The sequence below is a fragment of the Rahnella contaminans genome (genome assembly GCF_011065485.1).
Classification (GTDB): Bacteria; Pseudomonadota; Gammaproteobacteria; order Enterobacterales; family Enterobacteriaceae; genus Rahnella; species Rahnella contaminans.
The window spans coordinates 372254-389402 of the sequence record NZ_JAADJS010000003.1 but is presented as its reverse complement, the minus strand read 5'-3'; the positions used below and the strand labels follow the sequence as shown (position 1 = coordinate 389402).

Sequence of the window (17149 nt, the reverse complement as noted above, 5' to 3'; positions counted from 1 at the left end):
CAAAAGCTGTGATTGAAATTGTGAAAACCGGCCCGCTGAATACCGTTCAGGACGCGGGCCGCAGCGGATTTCGGGATATCGGCGTGTCCGTCAGCGGCGTGATGGATCCGCTGGCGTTTCGCGCGGGCAATATCCTGCTGGGCAACGACGAAAACGCCGCCTGCATTGAAGTGCAGATGTTCCCGTTTAAAGTCCGGTTTCTTGCCGATACCAGCATTGCCGTTACCGGCGCGGATTGCCGCACGAAGCTCGACGGCGAAGAGCTTCCGCCCTGGTGGGCCTGTTCCGTCCGCGCCGGACAGGAGCTGGAAATGCAGTTTCCGCGTTCCGGCGCGCGCAGCTATTTGTGCGTCGCCGGAGGCATTGACGTGCCGGTCGTCATGGGTTCGCGCAGTACCGCCCTGCGCGGCGGTTTCGGCGGAACAGACGGGCGACCGCTGGCGAAAAACGATCGTCTTGCGGCAGGCGATTCTTTCATCTCACCTTTGCCTGCACAAGGCATGGGTATCGAGCCGCCGCAGATTGCGCTGGCCAACGTGTTCCCGACCAGCACTGAGGGACTGGTGCAACTGCGCGCCATTCCCGCCGGTGAATATGCGCTGTTTGAAGCCGATCTTCCCCGCTTCTGGTCGCAGCCCTGGAAGGTTTCCCTGCACAGCAACCGCACCGGTTACCGGCTGTCCGGCGAACCGGTCACGCCGTCGAAAGTCATTGAAATGCGTTCCTACGGGTTAATCCCCGGCATCGTGCAGGTTCCGCCTGCGGGCGAGCCCATCATTCAACTGGCCGACGCTAATACTGCCGGAGGCTATCCGAAAATTGCCGGCATTATTGAAGAAGATTTGTGGCGTCTGGCGCAGGTTCAGCCCGGTCAGAGCATCCGGCTTGTCAAAAGCGATGCACGCGAAGCCATTGGCGTGGCACGTCAGATCAACCAGTGGTTCTCCCGCCTGCGCGATAACGTAATGCCGGTGAAGACGGTGATGGGGTTTTAAATTTCCCTCATGATGAAACAGAAAACGGGCCCGGAAAAGGCCCGTTTTTTTATGGTTGGAATTCAGGGGTTTTATTTCAGACCTGCACAAAATTCCGCGATCCGGTCGCAGCCGTCCTGCAAAATTTCCATACTGGTGGCGTAGGAAATACGGAAGTACGGGCTCATGCCATACGCTGCGCCCTGCACGGTGACGACGTGCTTTTCTTCGATCAGCGCCATCACAAAATCGGCATCATTATCGATGTGACGCCCGCCTGCGGTGGTTTTCCCGATACAGCCTTCGATATTCACGAACAGATAAAACGCGCCCTGCGGTCTATGGCAACGCAGTTCATACACGGACGTTAAACGCTCCAGCACGTAATCGCGGCGCTGACGGTAGATTTCGGCGCGTTCTTTCAGTAAACCCTGCGGGCCGTTAAGCACAGCAACCGCTGCCGCCTGCGTAAGCGTGGTGACGCCCCCGCTGTTTTGCGTGTTCACGTTGCTCATGGCTTTAATCAGATCTTTCGGACCGCCGCAAAAACCTAAACGCCAGCCGGTCATGGAATAGGCTTTCGACACGCCGTTAACCGTCAGCACGCGATCGAGCAAACGCGGCTCCACTTCGGCCAGCGTGTAAAACGTCACGTCGTCGTAAATCAGGTGTTCGTAGATATCATCGGTCAGGATCCACACGCCCGGATGGCGCAGCATCACTTCGCCAATCGCCTGCAATTCCGGACGCGTTGCCACGGAACCGGTCGGATTGCCCGGATAATTCAGCAGCAGCCATTTGGTTTTCGGCGTGATCGCCGCTTCAATGTCCTGCGGATACGGCTTGTAATTGTTCTCTTCCGGGCAGGCCACCGGCACCGGAATACCGCCCGCAAATTTGACGATATCCGCATAGCTGATCCACGACGGCGTCGGGATCACCACTTCATCGCCCGGATTAATCGTCGCCAGCATCGCGTTAAAGATAATTTGCTTCGCGCCGCCTGCGGTGAGGATCTGGCTCACATCGTAATCGAGGTGGTTATCGCGCTGGAATTTACGCGCGATAGCCGCCCGCAAAGCCGGGGTTCCGTCGGTTGGCGGATAGCGGGTATCACCGCCGAGCGCGGCGGCGTAGGCCGCTTCCGTGGCGTGTCGTGGCGTCGGAAAATCCGGTTCGCCGGTAGAAAGCGCGATGACGTTCACGCCGGCGGCGGCGAGATCACGGGCCTTTTGCGTCATGGCGACGGAGGCAGAAACAGAGACTTTTTTTAAGCGGTCGGCGATATCAGGCATGGTCCTGGGGTTCCATTGTTTTTATCGAACGTAAAAAGACGGACAGCGATGAGGCACTACAGGGGGAAGAGTAATGAGGAACGGACCGCGCCGACCAATAGCGCTTTGTTGTGATGACATAACACAAAGCAATGGCTGAACGCGCAAATCAGGCAATTTGCACCGGTGCAGTGCAGGCGGAGGAAGTCATTTTCCGGCAGGCGGCGCAAACGCCGAAAATATCCGGCTACGCAATGACCAAACCGGCGGTGAAATCAGAAGGAAACCCGGCGCACAGGCATAAATCAGCGCATCAGTGCGTGTTGGCACTCATCTTGCTTCATACACATTACTTATAACACCACTCGTTTACGTGATGAGGATGCCATCGTGAATCTCCGCCGCCTTAAATATTTTATCAAGATTGTCGATGTGGGCAGCCTCACTCAGGCCGCAGATATCCTGCATATTGCGCAGCCTGCGCTCAGCCAGCAACTCGCCACGCTGGAAGGCGAAGTGAATCAGCAACTGCTGATCCGCACCAAACGCGGCGTGACGCCGACCGAAGCGGGCAAAATTTTATATATCCACGCACAGGCTATTTTGCGCCAGTGCGATCAGGCGCAGAGCGCGATTGACGGCTCGGCGCTGGCGCTTTCGGGCAGCGTTTCCGTCGGGCTTGCGCCGGGCACCGCCGCACAACAGCTGGCGTTGCCGCTGATGGAAGAAGTCCACCGGCAATATCCGGGTATTGTGTTGTATTTTAATGAAAACTTCGGCACCACGCTGAGCGAACTCATCATGAATGGCCGGATGGATATGGCGGTGATTTACGGCAACCGCGAAATTCACGGGCTACGCTTTATGCCGCTGATGAAAGAAGAGTTGTATTTCGTGTGCCCGCACGCACTCAGCAAACCACTGAAAACCGTCAGTCTGGCGCAGGTGGCAAAGTACGATCTGTTCCTGCCGCGTATTTATAACATCATGCGTAAAGTCATCGACGACGCGTTTATCCACGAAGAAGTGACGTACCGCGTGAAGTGCGAAATCGAATCGCAAACCACCCTCAATGCCGCGCTGGCCGCAGGATTAGGCTGCACGATCATGCCGGAATCCGCCGCCCGTGCGATGCTCAAAGCCTCCGGTTCGTGGATGGCGAAAATCGACAAACCGAATATTCAGGCGGCGCTGTCATTTTGTATGTCCGACCATCTGCCGCTTTCCCAACCCGCCGAAGCGGTCAAAGCGATTTTGCTGTCGCTGATGGCCAGCCGCACGGTAGATAACCGGCCACTGACGCTGGTGGGGTAATAAGCGCACCTTATTACCGCAAAGCGAAATCCTCTTTCCTGACGTCCGCAGTGACACGATAGAGTGCGTTTACCGCCCGCTCAGCGGGTCGTTTTGTCGTCGTTATTGCGCGGGGACACTCTCTCTTTGACGGGATGGATATGGAAAAAAAAGCACCAGCACTCAGCGAGTTGCGCTCTGTCGCACAGAAGATGCGCAAGTCCGGCCTCAGCCAGATTGAACTGCGCGGAAACGGCTTCCGGGTCAGCATAAAATACGCGCCCGTTTCCCTTGCTCTTTTGCCGTGCCGCGTGCCGGACGAAACGCCTGCGCTTCCCGCGCTGGCCGCCCCCGACACGGTGCGTGCGCCCTTCCCCGGTATCGTGTTGCTACAGCATCCGCTCAGCAAAATTCCGTTTACTCAGCCCGGTGAAAAAGTCGGGAAAGACGCGCTGCTCGGCCTGCTGAAAGTCGGCGTGATTTACCTGCCGCTGCGCAGCCCGGTGCAGGGCGTGGTGGAACCCCTTTCCGTAAAAGACGGTGACTGCGTGGAATACGGCGAGGAGATTTTCACGTTACGCCGCGAGGAGCTGGCCGCATGAAATATATCGATTTAAACGCCGATATCGGCGAAGGATTTGGCGATTACACCCTTGCCGACGACGCCGCGCTGATGCCGCTGATCACCTCCGCCAACGTGGCCTGCGGGTTTCACGCCGGGGACGCGGTGATTATGGCGAAAACCGTCGCGCTGGCGAAAAAGTATCAGGTGGATCTCGGCGCGCACGTCGGGTTCCCCGATTTGTCCGGGTTTGGCCGCCGCCGGATGCACATCGAACCGCAGGTCATGGCGCATTACGTCACTTACCAGCTGGGCGCGCTTTCGGCGTTTGCCAGAGCGGCGGATTACCCGCTGACACACATGAGTTTTCACGGCGCGCTGGGGAATATGGTCTCCGAAGACGCTCAGCTGGCGCGGGTGTTATTGCAGGCGGTGAAGGATTTCGATGCACAGATGATCATCAGCACAATGTCCGGCAACGCCGTTGAACGTATGGCGCGGGCGCTGGAGTTGCCGGTGATTTGCACGTTTCTCGCCGACCGCGCGTATGAAAGCAACGGGCTGCTGGTCAGCCGGGCGAAACCGGGCGCGGTCATTCATGACAAAGAGCAGGTGCGCGCGCGTATCCGCCAGCTGCTGCGCGAAGGCACGGTACAAAGCATCGACGGCGTGACGCTGCCGGTGACTGCAACGTCGATTCTGGTTCACGGCGATACGCCGGAATCCATTGAAATGGTGCATACGCTGCGGGAAATTATTGCCGAAATGGATATCGCGCTGATGCCGCCAGCCCGGCAACGCCGGGAGCTGGCGAGGGAAAACGCGCTGTTATAAGTCCCGCTTATCGCCTCACACAGTTTATGTCTTATACCGCCTGAGAATTACTGGATACAGTCAGAAAACACCCACCGGCAGAACATGACGGAGCCGGGGTTTAACAGGAGAGTCGCAATGCCATTTTCAGATTACAAAACCGCGCTGGTGACCGGCGCATCGGCCGGAATGGGTGAAGCCATTGTCGAACGCCTTTGTCAGGAAGGCATTACGGTTCACGCCGTCGCCCGCCGCGCCGATCAGCTGGCCGCCCTCGCTGCCCGCACCGGTTGTATTGCGCACGCACTCGACGTCAGCGACCTCGACGCCGTCACGCGCCTGTGCAGCGAAATCAGCGTGGATATTCTGGTGAACAACGCCGGTGTTTCGCGCCCCGGCTCTATCCTGAACGCCGATGAAGAATCCGTGGATACGCAGGTGGACGTGAATCTGCGCGCGGTTTTGCATCTCTGCCGCCTGCTGGTGCCGGGCATGATGGAACGTGATCGCGGCCACGTTATTAACATCACCTCAATTGCCGCGATTTATAACTTCGGTGGCAACTCGATTTATCACGCCACCAAAGCCGGCGTTCACGCCCTCTCGCGCCAGCTGCGCGTTGACTGCTACGGCAAGCGGGTACGCATTACCGAAATCTGCCCCGGCCGCGTGGCAACGGACATTTTCGGCAACGTTTCCGGCGATCACGAAGAAGCCCGCCGCCGCTTCATTGACGGTTTTGAACTGCCTGAAGCCAAAGACATCGCCGACTGCGTGGCGTTTGCCCTGTCTGCGCCGGTTGCCGTGAACATCGGCAACATCGAGATCACCCCGACGTTGCAGGTTCCCGGTGGCCTTTCCACCATGCGCCCCGGCGAAGGTCTGTGATTTTCCCGCTAAACCCGTTTTCCTTATAAACCGACAGTTCAACCATTCAGGAGGGTGAAAATACGATGACGCTCGATTTCAGCAAAGTCCTGACCGGTCAGTTCGGGCAGATGATCGTCGATGGTATGGTTGTCACCCTCAAGCTGGCGCTGGGATCCTGGCTGCTGGCGATGTTTATTGCCCTGCTGCTGGTCGTCATCCGGCTGACGCACAAACGCGCCGCCGAATATTTTGTCCGTGCGTATGTGTCGTACCACCGCAATGTGCCGACGCTTATCCAGCTGATGATGTGGTATTTCGCCATTCCTACGCTGCTGCCCGAATCCGTGCAGATGTGGATTAACGATTTTAACGCCGAATTTCTGTTCTCGATGTTTGCGCTCGGATTGTGTCAGGCGGCGTATTTCTCCGAAGACATCCGCAGCGGTTTACGCGCTATTCCTGAAGGACAAACCGAGGCATCACGTGCACTGGGCATGAGTTACACCCGTTCTTTGCGCTCGGTGATCCTGCCGCAGGGCATCCGTAACGCGCTGCCGTCGCTGCTCAACCACACCGTTTTGCTGTTCAAAAACACCAGCCTGGCGATGGTCATTGGCGTGGCTGAACTGACTTACGTGACCCGTGATATTGAAAACCAGACGTTCCGCACTTTCGAATCGTATCTGGTGGCCTCTGCCGGTTATCTGTTCTTCTCTCTGCTGCTGATGGGTGCCGGTGCGTTGCTGGCCCGCCGGTTCCAGCGGGTCTACGCGAGGTAATCCCATGCTCGAAATGTTCACGATTTTGCACGACAACGGGATGCTGTTCCTGATGGGACAATACCCGCAGGGGCCGCTCGGCGGGATCCTCTGTACGCTGCTGATTTCCGTGCTGGCCGTTCTGTTTGCGCTGCCGGTAGGGGTTTTACTCGGGCTGGCGCGTTTATCGCCGTTCCGCTGGCTGAGCTGGCCCGCCGCCTGCTGGGTTTACGGTTTACGCGGTATTCCGCTGCTGATGGTGGTGTTCTGGACGTACTTTTGCGTCCCGCTGTTAATCGGCCACAACATCAGCGGATTCAGCACCATGCTGTGTACGCTGGTGATTTATGAAAGTGCGTATATCGCCGAGATAGTGCGCGGCGGCATTCAGGCGCTGCCGGGCGGCCAGTACGAGGCGGCGCGCGCATTGGGCATGAGTTATTTCAAAACGCTGCGCCTGATTATTCTGCCGCAGGCGTTGTACAACACGCTGCCAAGCCTGGTCAGCCAGCTGGTTTCCATCATTAAAGACAGCACGCTAGGTTACGTGATTAACGTACCGGAGCTGACCTTTGCCGCCAATCAGGTAAACAACCAGCTGCTGACCAAGCCGTTTCAGGTTTTCGCGATTGTCGCGATTGGCTATTACCTCATCTGTTTCAGCCTGACGTGGCTCGCCAATAAGCTCGAAGCGCGCATTACGCGCAAACGGCAGAACCGCGTGCCGGAAGCGGACAACGTGGCGCAGGCGATGCTGCTGACCAAGACTCAATCACAATAAGGAGCGACGATGCGACCGGTGATCTTATTTAATCAGGTCAATAAATGGTATGGCGAATACCAGGCGCTGACCGATCTGAGTGCAGAAATTAAAAGCGGTGAAGTGGTGGTGGTATGCGGGCCGTCAGGCTCGGGTAAATCGACGCTGATCCGCACCGTCAACCGGCTGGAGCCGATTGAAGAAGGCCAGATTTTATTTGATGGCATCGACATTCACGGCACCAGCACGCGCCTGAATCAGCTGCGCACGCGCATCGGGTTTGTGTTTCAGAACTTCAACCTTTTCCCGCACGTTTCGGTGCTGGAAAATATCATGATGTCGCCGGTGAAAGTGCTCGGCGTGAAGCGTCAGGAAGCGCGTCAGCACGCGGGTGAACTGCTGGAACGCGTTGGTTTATCGCATAAAGCCAATGCCTATCCGGCGCAGCTTTCCGGCGGACAGCAACAGCGCGTCGCCATTGCGCGCGCGTTAGCCATGAAACCGCCGGTGATGTTGTTTGATGAACCGACGTCAGCGCTGGATCCGGAAATGGTTGGTGAAGTGCTGAACGTGATGCGCGGTCTGGCGCGGGAAGGCATGACCATGATGTGCGTAACGCACGAAATGAATTTTGCCCGCGAAGTGGCGGACACGATCTGGTTTATGGATCAGGGGAAAATTCTGGAGAAATCCACGCCCGAAAACTTCTTCACGCGCCCGCAGCACGCCCGGGCTCAGAAGTTTTTGAGCGATTTGCATCACAACTGATTTTTGAATACCGCGCCTTTGGGTAAAACGCAAAGGCGCAGGATCCGGCTTTACAGTGCTTTGGTTCTTCTCTGGTTTTTATCCAGATACATCGCCTGATCGGCTTCATGCAACGCCTGATCCGGATTAACAGCAGCAGGATTAATCGCGATAGCGCCGATGCTCGGGCCGGCGTAATCCAGCGTGCAGGAATGCATTTTGTATTCGCCGATGAGTAAACTGCGCAGACGGTTTTTGAACGCATCCGCCGCGCGCAGCGCGTCATCAAATCCTGACGGCCCTTCTCCGGCGACGATAAATTCGTCACCGCCGACACGCCCGAGGATCTCACCTTCCGCCGCGCCCGCTTTCAGCCTTTGTCCGACGGCATACAGGAAATCATCGCCCGTTTCGTGGCCGTAGACATCATTGATCTGCTTGAAATTATCCAGATCGGTAAACGCCACCAGAACATAATTCGCCTTGTCAGCGGCCCTGTCGAACAGGTCGGGCAACGTTTCAAACACCGCGCGGCGGTTGGGCAATTCGGTGAGTTCATCGGTCAGGCTGACGGCGGTCAGCGCGGCATTCGCCTCTTGCAGCTTTTTCAGCAGCTGTTCGTTCTGAATCTGCTGGGCGATCAGTTGCGCGAAAAGCTGCAACACCTGTTCGCTGCGTTCCGAAAGTTCGCGGTTTTCGGAACTGGCGGCACACAGCGTGCCGTAAAGCGAACCGTCCACCAGCGTCACCGGCGTGCTCACGTAAGTCATGATCCCCAGCGCTTTTGCCGCTTCGGAATCGCCCCAGATACTGGCGACATCGCAGGTATAACGGCGGCCTTCGTCGAGCGCACGCTTGCACAGCGTATCGCCCCACGGCACCGAAATCCCTTCAGGAATTTGCATATCTTGTGAGTTGCGGGAGAACAGAATGTGCTGGTAATCGCCGTCCGGCTCAATGCGGGTGAGATACGTCGATTCCATGTTGGTCACCAGCTCAAGCATTTCAAGAAGCTGTCGAACGAGTCCTTCAAGCGTGTATTCAGATTCTAACGCACTCGAAATGCGCTCAATAAGATTGTCAGACATTACTCGGGATAAACCTTTCTTTTAATGGTCGTGCGGGGAAACCCTGGGCCGCGCATTTTATCATAGTTTCCGGCGAAGTAATCCCCTGCCGGCAGGATGCGTGTTGAAAAAATGATACAACAACCTATTGAATTAATTATAAATTCACAAAGTTTAGGTTAAGTCGCATTGTAAAAATCGGACAAAAACGATACGGCACGCCCCGTATTCCATTGGCGAAGTTATGTCTACTAAGATGCGCCCGGAGAGGCCTTTCCGAATAATCCGAACTGCCGGATGATCAGGTTCAACTTTTCATCTGCACATTCGGTTCTACAAGGCTTTCAATGCAAAATAAAAATTCACTCCTGCTGCTGACACTTTCCGTCGCCGTCTTCAGCGTCATCACCACGGAAATTGGCATCATCGGATTGTTGCCGAAACTCATCGAACAACTCCACGTCACCGCCACGCAGGTCGGTTTTCTGGTCAGCATTTACGCCGTAATTGTCGCCGTCACCGGCCCGTTTATTACCCTGCTGCTGTCGGGTTTTAACAAAAAAACCGTGCTGCTTTCGATTCTCTTCGTCTTCGTGGTTTCCAACCTGATTTACGCCACTACAGAGGTCTTCAATATGATGCTGGTCTTCCGCATTCTTCCGGCACTCACACATGCGGTGTTCTTTGCGGTCGCACTGGTGGTCGCCACGCAGGCCGTGCCGAAAGAAAAAAGTGCCGGCGCGGCGGCCAAAGTGTTTGCCGGTGTGGCAATCGGGCTGGTGCTCGGCGTGCCGTTAAGCTCGCTGATCGCGGAACATTTATCGCTGGCCGATGCGTTCTACTTTGCGGCGATTTCCTGTGCCCTCGCGTTCGTGGGGATCCTCTTCTTCGTCCCTTCTATGCCTGCCACGGCCAAAGTGTCCTTTGCCAGTCAGGTGAGCGTGCTGCGTAACGGCAAACTGTGGCTGACCATCGTCACGGTCACGATGATTTTCGCGGCGATGTTCTCGAGTTTCAGCTACGTGGCGGATTACCTGTCACGCGTCACGCACCTTAACAGCAACATGATCACGGCGATGCTTATCGTCTTTGGCGTCTGCGGATTCGCCGGGAACTTTGTGTTCAGCAGCTTCCTGCAAAAAAACGCCAACAAAACCACGCATCTTTATCCGGTGGTGTACGCCCTGATCTTCATCCTGGTCTGGCTGGCCGGTGATTCCCTGCTTGCCATGTGCGCACTGATGATTTTCTGGGGCGCATTCCACTCTTCAGGGCTGGTGGTCAGCCAGACATGGCTGATGCGCGAAGCCAGCCAGGCGCCGGAATTCGCCAACAGTCTGTACATGTCATTTTCAAATCTGGGCATCACCGTCGGTTCACTGGCGGGCGGCTGGTTTATCGCCGAATTCGGTACGCGTTCAGTGGTGCTAAGCAGCATCATTTTCGCCGCCGCCGCGTGGCTCAGTATTTACATCAAACAGCGCGTGGATGCCGGTGACCGCGCCTGCCGGACACACAGAACTGAACACGCGGGGGGAAATCACATGATCTAACCGCGTGGTGATGGCACCAACGACCCGTTCTATGAAGAAAAAGCGTAAGCCTTGTCAGTCGAGCTGGCCATCCTCCGCGGCTTTGATCAGCGTATCCACCACAAAGCGGATTTTCGGTAACAGCTGACGGCTTTTCGGCCACAAGGCGCTGACAGGCATTTCGCCCCCGGAATGGCCTGTCAGCACCTCTTTCAGTTCCCCGCTTGCCAGATATTTTCCCACCAGCCACAGCGGCAACTGCGACAACCCGCAACCGGCCAGCACACCTGCCAGCATCGCGTCGCCGTCGGCAAATTCGTACGTCGCGGGCGGCGTATAGCGGCTCACTTCGCCGCGCGCGTTGCGCAGGATCCAGAATTTTGGCTGGTTGCGCCGCACGCCCACTACACAGCGGTGCTGACTGAGTTCTTCCGGTTCATGCAGTTCACCGTACTGCGCGAGATACTCCGGCGCGGCGCAGATCACCAGTTTTTGCGTAGTCAGACGGCGTGCTATCAGTCCGCTGCTGTCGGTCAGTTCGCCGATACGCACCACCAGATCGATGCCTTCTTCAATGGGATCGATAAACCGTTCGCTGAACGTAATTGTCATTTCCAGCTCAGGGTATTGCCGGATAACGGCCAGCAGGTGCGGCATGATCCGCTGCCGCCCGAATGCCGCCGGTAAATCCACCCGCAACCGGCCGGAAGGTTTCGCGGTATGCGACATCAGTTCCGCTTCCGCCTGTTCGAGAATTTCAATCGCGTTCTGGCTGCTTTGCAGATAACGCTCACCGTCCGGCGTCAGGCTGAGCCGCCGCGTCGAGCGCTGAAAAAGTTGCAGCCCGAGCCGTGCCTCGAGACGCCCGACGCTTTTCGCCACCGCCGATTTCGTCAGCCCCAGCCGTTCCGCCGCCGCGGTAAAACTCCCGCACTGCGCCGTGGTGACAAACGCCGTGATACCCCCCAGATGATCTGTTTTGCGCATTACTCTGCTTCCCGCTCATCAAAAGCAGCCTGAGCCTGAATGACATCGGCGGAATGATTCAGCGTCCAGGCATACAATGCCTGAAAAGGCGCTTCCAGAGTGCGCCCCAGCGGCGTAATGCTGTATTCGACAGCTATTTGTGAGGAAGGGATAACGCGGCGGGCAACAATGCCATTACGTTCAAGACGGCGCAGGCTTTGCGTTAACGATTTTTGAGTGATTCCGTCCAGACAACGTCTGATTTCATTGAAACGCAGCGGCTTAGCACAGAGCACGGTGAGGATCAGAACAGCCCATTTATCGGTGATCTGATCCAGCAGTAAACGGTTTGAAGCACTGCGACAACTCACTTGCGTAACTGCCTTTGGCACGGCATTACCCGACATAGGGTTTCCTCATATAGACCAGATGAATAAAAGGTGCCTGAATGATACTAAGTATCCATTATATACTATAAAGCCTTTTTTAAGAGGCGTCATTTATGCCGTCCGGCGACCAGAATGAAACCATGGCTACGCTCGCCGTCACGGAATCCCTTTAATGCCATGACAAAATAACCAAACCCTATTTCCCGGCGGCAGATTTGCTGTCGGGCTGAACGCAACCCTGAGCAAAAACTGGAGCGCCACGGCTAAAGTGAATACACTCGTCGCCAGTGACGCGAGCAATGAAGTTCATGCGTAACTGGGCGGTGAGTATAAGTTTTAATTAGCAAAACTTAAAAATCATGCTCGCGTTCCGCAAAGCCCCGGCCCTCTCAACAGCCGGGGCTTTTTTGTGTGCTGAATGCTTATTTACTCATAACGCTTAATTCATCGTCTGTGACGACTCCCCGCCCCATCCGCCCCCCAGCGCCTTATACAACCGGACCAGCGCGAGCGACACGCTGGCATCGCTGACCACCAGCGTCTGCCGCGCCGCGATCAGTTCCTTTTGCATCACCAGCACATTGAGAAAGTCCGTCGCGCCTGCAACATATTGTTTTGATGCAGCGTCCAGCGCCGCACTGTCATTATCCACGCGAATTTTCAGCTGGCTGCGCTGCCGCTGCCCGGTGTCGTAATCCACCATCGCGTCATCCACTTCGTGCCAGGCCTTTAATACCGTGTTCTGAAAATGCAGGCTGGCTTCCTGTTGCTGCGCTTTTTTCAACGCTAACTGACCGCGCAGACGCCCGCCTTCAAATATTGGCAACGTCAGGCCGGGGCCGAAACTGTAAAGCTGAGATCCCCAGTTTCCCAGCTGGCTGAACTGCATCGCCTGTATCCCGACATTGCCGCTCAGGGTGATGCGCGGATAAAAATCAGCCGTGGCGACGCCAATGTCTGCCGTTGCGGCATGCAGCTGTGCCTCAGCGGCGCGGATATCAGGCCGCCGCTGCGCCAGCTCAGACGGCAACCCGACCGGCACTTCCGGCGGCGTCAGCGGCAACGGTCTGGCGCCGCGAAGCCGCTGCGTTAATGCCCCCGGTTCCTTACCCAGCAGATAACTCAGCGCGTTGATAAGATGTGCTTCCTGCTGTTCCAGTACCGGCAGGGTGGACTCGACAGCCGCCACCTGCGCCTGCGCCTGCGCCACTTCCAGCTGCGTCGCCACCCCGTCTGCCATTCTGATGCCTGTCAGTTTCAGGCTGTGACGGGCGATATCCAGATCCTGCAAGGCGTTTTCACGCTGTAACTGCACGCTGCGCAGCCGGAAATAATCGCTGGCTGTTTCAGCCTGAATGCCGGTCAGCACCGCGCGGCGTAAATCCTCACTGACTTCAACGCGCGCACCGGCGGATTCCCGCGCGCGACGCAGCCGCCCCCACATATCGACCTCCCACGAAACCCCGACGCCAGGTTGCCAGACGCTGTAGGCTTCCTTGCCTCCCAGCCCTGAAATATCCTGCAAACCGTTCTGACTATTTCGGGCGCGCTGATACGACGCCGATCCGGTGACGGACGGCAAACTTTCCCCCGTCACCACGCTGTTTTCCGCCTGCGCCTGCAACAGCCGCGCGCCCGCCGCCTGAATATCCAGATTTCCCTGCGCAGATTCTGCGATTAACGCGGTCAGCGTATCGTCGTGGAAAATATTCCACCAGTGTGGATCAAGCCCCTGTTCTACGACGTGACTTACCGCCTTTCCCTGCGGCCACGTCGGCGGACTTTTCACAACCGGCGCATTAAAATCAGGCCCCACCATGCAGCCGCTCAGCAGTAAAACGCTCAATGTTAACCCTGCGTTTTTCATTGATCCGCTCCTGGCGTGCCGGTGTGAATGGTCGCTTCTACCGCCATGCCCACCAGCAGCCGTGCGGCCTGTTTCTGCCCGGCCTCGATTTCAATTTTTACCGGGATACGCTGGACCACTTTAGTAAAATTACCGGTGGCGTTATCGGGCGTAATCGCCGAAAACGTCACGCCGGTCGCCGGTGCAAAGCTGTTGACCACGCCGTGCAGCAGGGTTCCGCCCAGACTGTCCACGCTGATATCCACCCGCTGCCCCGGCCTGACATGTTCAAGCTGCGTTTCCTGAAAATTCCCCACCACGTAGGCGTTATTGAGCGGCACTACAGCCAGCAGCGGCGTGCCCGGCGTGACATACGCACCTTCCCGCGCCACGCGCTGCCCGACCCAGCCCGCAACCGGAGCAACAATGTGCGTATAGGATAAATTCAGCTTCGCCGTCTCCTGCACGGCCTGCGCCCGTTCCAGTTCTCCTTTTGCGCGCTGACATTCCGTCTGCAACACCACGGTTTTGGCTCTGGCGGCGTTCAGCGTGGCGTTATCCCGCGCCACATTCGCCTGTGCGGTATCGATGCGCGAACGAGCCAGCTGCGCGTTTTGTTTACTGCCAGCCCCTTGCGCGGCCAGATCGCGATAACGCGCCAAATCCGCTTTGGCAAAAACGTAACTGGCCTGGCTGGCCGCCAGTGTGGCGGCGGCCTGCGCGATCATCGACTGCTGCTGCATCAGGCTGGCTTTGGCATTATCGACCGCCGCCTGCTGCACGTTCACACTGGCCACCGCCGCATTCAGTTCCGCACGCAGATCCCGGTCATCGATTTCCACCAGCGTTTGCCCCTGCTCCACATACTCATTGTCTTTCACCGCCACCTTCTCAATCTGGCCGGTAATACGCGGCGTCACCACGGTGTAATCTGCCCGGATAAACGCATCATTGGTGCGCTGATCGGCCTTATCCGCCAGCAGCCAGAAGTAAATCATCCCCGCCACCAGCAGGATGACCACGCCGGAAACCGCCACGGCATTTTTTTTAAATCGCATGATCAAATTCATGTTCAAACCTTAAGAAATTGAAGGGCTGGCAAGCGGACGCGGTGGATAAACGCGCGTTGCCATTAACGGAATAAAGAGGATCAGAATGACGGTCAGCACGACCATGACCTGATAAACATCAGCAGACGCCAGCACCACGGCCTGCACGTGGATTTGCTCCGCCAGCGCTGGAAGGCTTTCGCTGCCGGAGTGAGAAAACGACAGCCCCTGCCCGCTGTTTCCCCACTGATTCACCAGCGTGTTGGAGTGAAAATGCTCGCGCGCGGTGCTCAGCCCTTCGAGCACGCCGGTTCCGGCCACCGCCGCCATACCTTTCACGGTGTTAAACCAGGCCGAGGCAAATGGCCCTTCGGCGGGCGGTAAACCGTTGGTGGCCAGCAGAAGCAGCGGGATCACCGCCATCGGCTGCCCGAGGATTTGCAGCATTTGCAGGCCGTAAAAATTATTGCGGATCCAGTCCGACGTCATCGCACTGCCGAGGTAGCAGGTCACCGCGATCAGCCCCAGCCCGCAGGCCAGCACCCAGCGACAATCGACCCGGCGGATATTGCACAGCGCCGAGACCAGCGGCAGCGCCGCCAGTTGCCCGAGCGCGACATAAAGTGCCAGCGGAGCCGTCTGCACAGGCCGGTAACCGCGGATTTCCGCCAGATATCCGGCCGGAACCCCCGGTACTGCCACCAGGATCACCAGCACGCCGCCCAGCGTAATCAGCGAGAAGGTGAGATTGCGCCGCGCGAGTTGCTGCACTTTGAAAAATGGCAGCGGATGAAACCACTCGTTGACCATAAACAGCGTCAGGGTCGTCAGCCCCAGCAACAACATCCGGCAGATGAACGGCGAATCCAGCCAGCCCAGCCGCGTGCCCTGTTCCAGCACCACCACCAGCGAGGTGATAGCCGGTAAACCGAGCAGCAGCCCCACGCCGTTGAACTGCGCAAAACGTTCAAGCCGCAGCGGGTCTTGCGGAATGCCCCAGTGCACGGCGGCAATCGCCAGCAGACAAAGTGGAATGATTTGCCAGAACACCATTTGCCAGCCGGTGTATTCCGTCCATAACGCCGCCAGCGGGATGCCGAGATTCGGCCCGAACGTGGCTGTCAGCGCATACGCGCCCAGACCATAAAGCTTGATCCCCGGCGGTAAAAACCGCAGCGCGGCGCTCATCAGCATCGGCGGCAGGCAGCCGCCAAACAGCCCCTGCACCGTCCGCAGGACATAAAGCACGGGCAGATTGGGCGCAAACGGGCAAAGCACGCCCGCCACCATGAAAGCGGCGGTGACGCCGAGGGTGAAACGCCGCAATGACAGCGTGGCCGAAAACCAGGGCGCAAACGCCATGGCCGCCACCTGCGCCGCTTCATACAACGTGGTGAGCCAGCTCCCTTCGTCATAGCTGATAGACAGCACGCCGCGCACGTCGGTCATCGCAATATCGGTGACGTGTTCGTTTAATCCGGCCACCAGCGAGGCCAGCAAAATGCCCGTCAGCCCCGTCATGATGCGCAGGTCAAACGTCGCCGCTGGCGGCATAGCTTTAGGTTGCGCAAGTGTTTGCATTACTTATCCCTTCCAGATGATCAGGGGCTCAGTCTAGAAAGTTGGCGCAGCGGGAGGAATTGCGATGTTTGCAGCCGAGGCGTGCGTCTGGCGCACGTGACAGGTGCATACAGAGGCATTTATTTACCAGGGCGGGTTACCCAAGATAGGGTCTTTATCATTCACAGAAAGGATACGCGATGTTCACCAATATTCTCGTGGCGCTCGACGGGTCGCCGCAATCGCTGGCGGTCATTGAACTGGGCCGGAAAATCAGTGCCGGAAAACCGGCCAATCTGCATATTTTATGCGTGGTTGACGGGGCGTATTTGCTGCCCGGCGTACATCATTTCTTAGCGGAAAACCCCGCAAATAACGAAGCCAGCGACGGGCTGGTTTACCCCCCGGCGAATCACGAATATCACGAGGCGCGGCGCATCGTGAGCCACGCCGTGACGGAACTGACGGCAGACAACCGCCACGTCAGCGGGCTGATTGTCGGCGGGGAACCAACGGAGGTGATTATCCGGGAAGCGGCCAGACTGAAGGTGGACTTAATCGTGATGGGACACCGGCATTTATCCTCGCTGCAACGCTGGGTCGAACACTCCATCGTGAAAGAAGTGATCGACCTCGCAGCCTGTCCGGTGCTGGTGGAAAATCAGGAAACGGAGCCGTCGTGCTGACAC

The 17149-nt window shown here is 57.3% G+C and carries 18 protein-coding genes; 10 read left to right on the top strand and 8 right to left on the bottom strand.

The genetic code is table 11. The features are described from left to right. Positions 1–8 precede the first annotated feature (8 nt). Positions 9–995 carry a 5-oxoprolinase subunit C family protein gene (locus tag GW579_RS16475; RefSeq protein ID WP_275859032.1) on the top strand — a complete coding sequence of 329 codons (987 nt, stop codon included), beginning with the start codon at positions 9–11 and terminating at the stop codon, positions 993–995. Between the two features lie 71 nt (positions 996–1066). On the opposite strand, the gene GW579_RS16470 is transcribed toward GW579_RS16475, so the two are convergent. Next, positions 1067–2269, bottom strand: coding sequence for a pyridoxal phosphate-dependent aminotransferase (locus GW579_RS16470; protein WP_165060269.1), 1203 nt, complete (start codon positions 2267–2269; stop codon positions 1067–1069). A 186-nt stretch (positions 2270–2455) separates the two neighbouring features. After that, on the bottom strand, positions 2456–2578 hold the full coding sequence (locus GW579_RS23910; RefSeq protein WP_259229799.1) for a hypothetical protein: 123 nt from the start codon (positions 2576–2578) through the stop codon (positions 2456–2458). A gap of 60 nt (positions 2579–2638) precedes the next feature. Between GW579_RS23910 and nac the strand changes: the two genes are divergently transcribed. From nac to GW579_RS16435, 7 genes are all read left to right on the top strand, one after another. Then, complete coding sequence (gene nac, locus GW579_RS16465; RefSeq protein ID WP_152323835.1) at positions 2639–3562, top strand: nitrogen assimilation transcriptional regulator NAC; 924 nt, start codon at positions 2639–2641, stop codon at positions 3560–3562. Positions 3563–3702: 140 nt separating this feature from the next. After that, positions 3703–4143 (top strand): acetyl-CoA carboxylase biotin carboxyl carrier protein, encoded by a 441-nt coding sequence (locus GW579_RS16460; RefSeq protein WP_165060267.1) that lies wholly within the window; start codon positions 3703–3705, stop codon positions 4141–4143. Further along, a complete protein-coding gene (locus GW579_RS16455; protein WP_152323833.1) occupies positions 4140–4937 on the top strand; it encodes a LamB/YcsF family protein in 798 nt (265 codons plus the stop codon). The genes GW579_RS16460 and GW579_RS16455 overlap by 4 nt, the downstream gene beginning before the upstream one ends. Before the next feature lie 117 nt (positions 4938–5054). Continuing rightward, positions 5055–5804: an SDR family oxidoreductase gene (locus GW579_RS16450; protein WP_152323832.1), complete on the top strand. Its 750-nt coding sequence runs from the start codon at positions 5055–5057 to the stop codon at positions 5802–5804. Between the two features lie 65 nt (positions 5805–5869). Further along, entirely contained in the window at positions 5870–6565 is a 696-nt protein-coding gene (locus GW579_RS16445) for an amino acid ABC transporter permease (protein WP_101077553.1), read from the top strand. Between the two features lie 4 nt (positions 6566–6569). Then, entirely contained in the window at positions 6570–7325 is a 756-nt protein-coding gene (locus tag GW579_RS16440) for an amino acid ABC transporter permease (RefSeq protein WP_152323831.1), read from the top strand. Between the two features lie 9 nt (positions 7326–7334). Beyond that, positions 7335–8072, top strand: a complete 738-nt coding sequence (locus GW579_RS16435) for an amino acid ABC transporter ATP-binding protein (RefSeq protein WP_152323830.1) — start codon at positions 7335–7337, stop codon at positions 8070–8072. A gap of 50 nt (positions 8073–8122) precedes the next feature. On the opposite strand, the gene GW579_RS16430 is transcribed toward GW579_RS16435, so the two are convergent. Then, positions 8123–9139, bottom strand: coding sequence for a sensor domain-containing diguanylate cyclase (locus GW579_RS16430; RefSeq protein WP_165060265.1), 1017 nt, complete (start codon positions 9137–9139; stop codon positions 8123–8125). A 326-nt stretch (positions 9140–9465) separates the two neighbouring features. Between GW579_RS16430 and GW579_RS16425 the strand changes: the two genes are divergently transcribed. Continuing rightward, complete coding sequence (locus GW579_RS16425; RefSeq protein WP_165060263.1) at positions 9466–10671, top strand: MFS transporter; 1206 nt, start codon at positions 9466–9468, stop codon at positions 10669–10671. A 54-nt stretch (positions 10672–10725) separates the two neighbouring features. On the opposite strand, the gene GW579_RS16420 is transcribed toward GW579_RS16425, so the two are convergent. From GW579_RS16420 to GW579_RS16400, 5 genes are all read right to left on the bottom strand, one after another. Beyond that, positions 10726–11637 (bottom strand): LysR family transcriptional regulator, encoded by a 912-nt coding sequence (locus GW579_RS16420; RefSeq protein ID WP_165060261.1) that lies wholly within the window; start codon positions 11635–11637, stop codon positions 10726–10728. Beyond that, a complete protein-coding gene (locus GW579_RS16415; RefSeq protein WP_165060259.1) occupies positions 11637–12023 on the bottom strand; it encodes a winged helix-turn-helix transcriptional regulator in 387 nt (128 codons plus the stop codon). Before GW579_RS16415 ends, GW579_RS16420 begins: the two co-directional genes overlap by 1 nt. Before the next feature lie 421 nt (positions 12024–12444). After that, complete coding sequence (locus GW579_RS16410; protein ID WP_165060257.1) at positions 12445–13872, bottom strand: efflux transporter outer membrane subunit; 1428 nt, start codon at positions 13870–13872, stop codon at positions 12445–12447. Further along, a complete protein-coding gene (locus tag GW579_RS16405) occupies positions 13869–14909 on the bottom strand; it encodes an HlyD family secretion protein (protein WP_165060254.1) in 1041 nt (346 codons plus the stop codon). The genes GW579_RS16410 and GW579_RS16405 overlap by 4 nt, the downstream gene beginning before the upstream one ends. Before the next feature lie 21 nt (positions 14910–14930). Further along, entirely contained in the window at positions 14931–16481 is a 1551-nt protein-coding gene (locus tag GW579_RS16400) for an MFS transporter (protein ID WP_165060251.1), read from the bottom strand. A 179-nt stretch (positions 16482–16660) separates the two neighbouring features. Between GW579_RS16400 and GW579_RS16395 the strand changes: the two genes are divergently transcribed. Then, positions 16661–17146 (top strand): universal stress protein, encoded by a 486-nt coding sequence (locus GW579_RS16395; protein ID WP_152323822.1) that lies wholly within the window; start codon positions 16661–16663, stop codon positions 17144–17146. The last annotated feature ends 3 nt before the right edge of the window (positions 17147–17149 follow it).

Bases quoted from the DNA above. Each gene is read 5' to 3' on its own strand.
- GW579_RS16435 (WP_152323830.1), top strand. From the start codon at position 7,335: ATGCGACCGGTGATCTTATTTAATCAGGTCAATAAATGGTATGGCGAA.
- GW579_RS16460 (WP_165060267.1), top strand. From the start codon at position 3,703: ATGGAAAAAAAAGCACCAGCACTCAGCGAGTTGCGCTCTGTCGCACAG.
- GW579_RS16395 (WP_152323822.1), top strand. From the start codon at position 16,661: ATGTTCACCAATATTCTCGTGGCGCTCGACGGGTCGCCGCAATCGCTG.
- GW579_RS16405 (WP_165060254.1), bottom strand. From the start codon at position 14,909: ATGCGATTTAAAAAAAATGCCGTGGCGGTTTCCGGCGTGGTCATCCTG.
- GW579_RS16430 (WP_165060265.1), bottom strand. From the start codon at position 9,139: ATGTCTGACAATCTTATTGAGCGCATTTCGAGTGCGTTAGAATCTGAA.
- GW579_RS16440 (WP_152323831.1), top strand. From the start codon at position 6,570: ATGCTCGAAATGTTCACGATTTTGCACGACAACGGGATGCTGTTCCTG.
- GW579_RS16470 (WP_165060269.1), bottom strand. From the start codon at position 2,269: ATGCCTGATATCGCCGACCGCTTAAAAAAAGTCTCTGTTTCTGCCTCC.
- GW579_RS16450 (WP_152323832.1), top strand. From the start codon at position 5,055: ATGCCATTTTCAGATTACAAAACCGCGCTGGTGACCGGCGCATCGGCC.
- GW579_RS16420 (WP_165060261.1), bottom strand. From the start codon at position 11,637: ATGCGCAAAACAGATCATCTGGGGGGTATCACGGCGTTTGTCACCACG.
- GW579_RS16455 (WP_152323833.1), top strand. From the start codon at position 4,140: ATGAAATATATCGATTTAAACGCCGATATCGGCGAAGGATTTGGCGAT.
- GW579_RS16445 (WP_101077553.1), top strand. From the start codon at position 5,870: ATGACGCTCGATTTCAGCAAAGTCCTGACCGGTCAGTTCGGGCAGATG.
- GW579_RS16425 (WP_165060263.1), top strand. From the start codon at position 9,466: ATGCAAAATAAAAATTCACTCCTGCTGCTGACACTTTCCGTCGCCGTC.
- GW579_RS16415 (WP_165060259.1), bottom strand. From the start codon at position 12,023: ATGTCGGGTAATGCCGTGCCAAAGGCAGTTACGCAAGTGAGTTGTCGC.
- GW579_RS16400 (WP_165060251.1), bottom strand. From the start codon at position 16,481: ATGCAAACACTTGCGCAACCTAAAGCTATGCCGCCAGCGGCGACGTTT.
- GW579_RS16410 (WP_165060257.1), bottom strand. From the start codon at position 13,872: ATGAAAAACGCAGGGTTAACATTGAGCGTTTTACTGCTGAGCGGCTGC.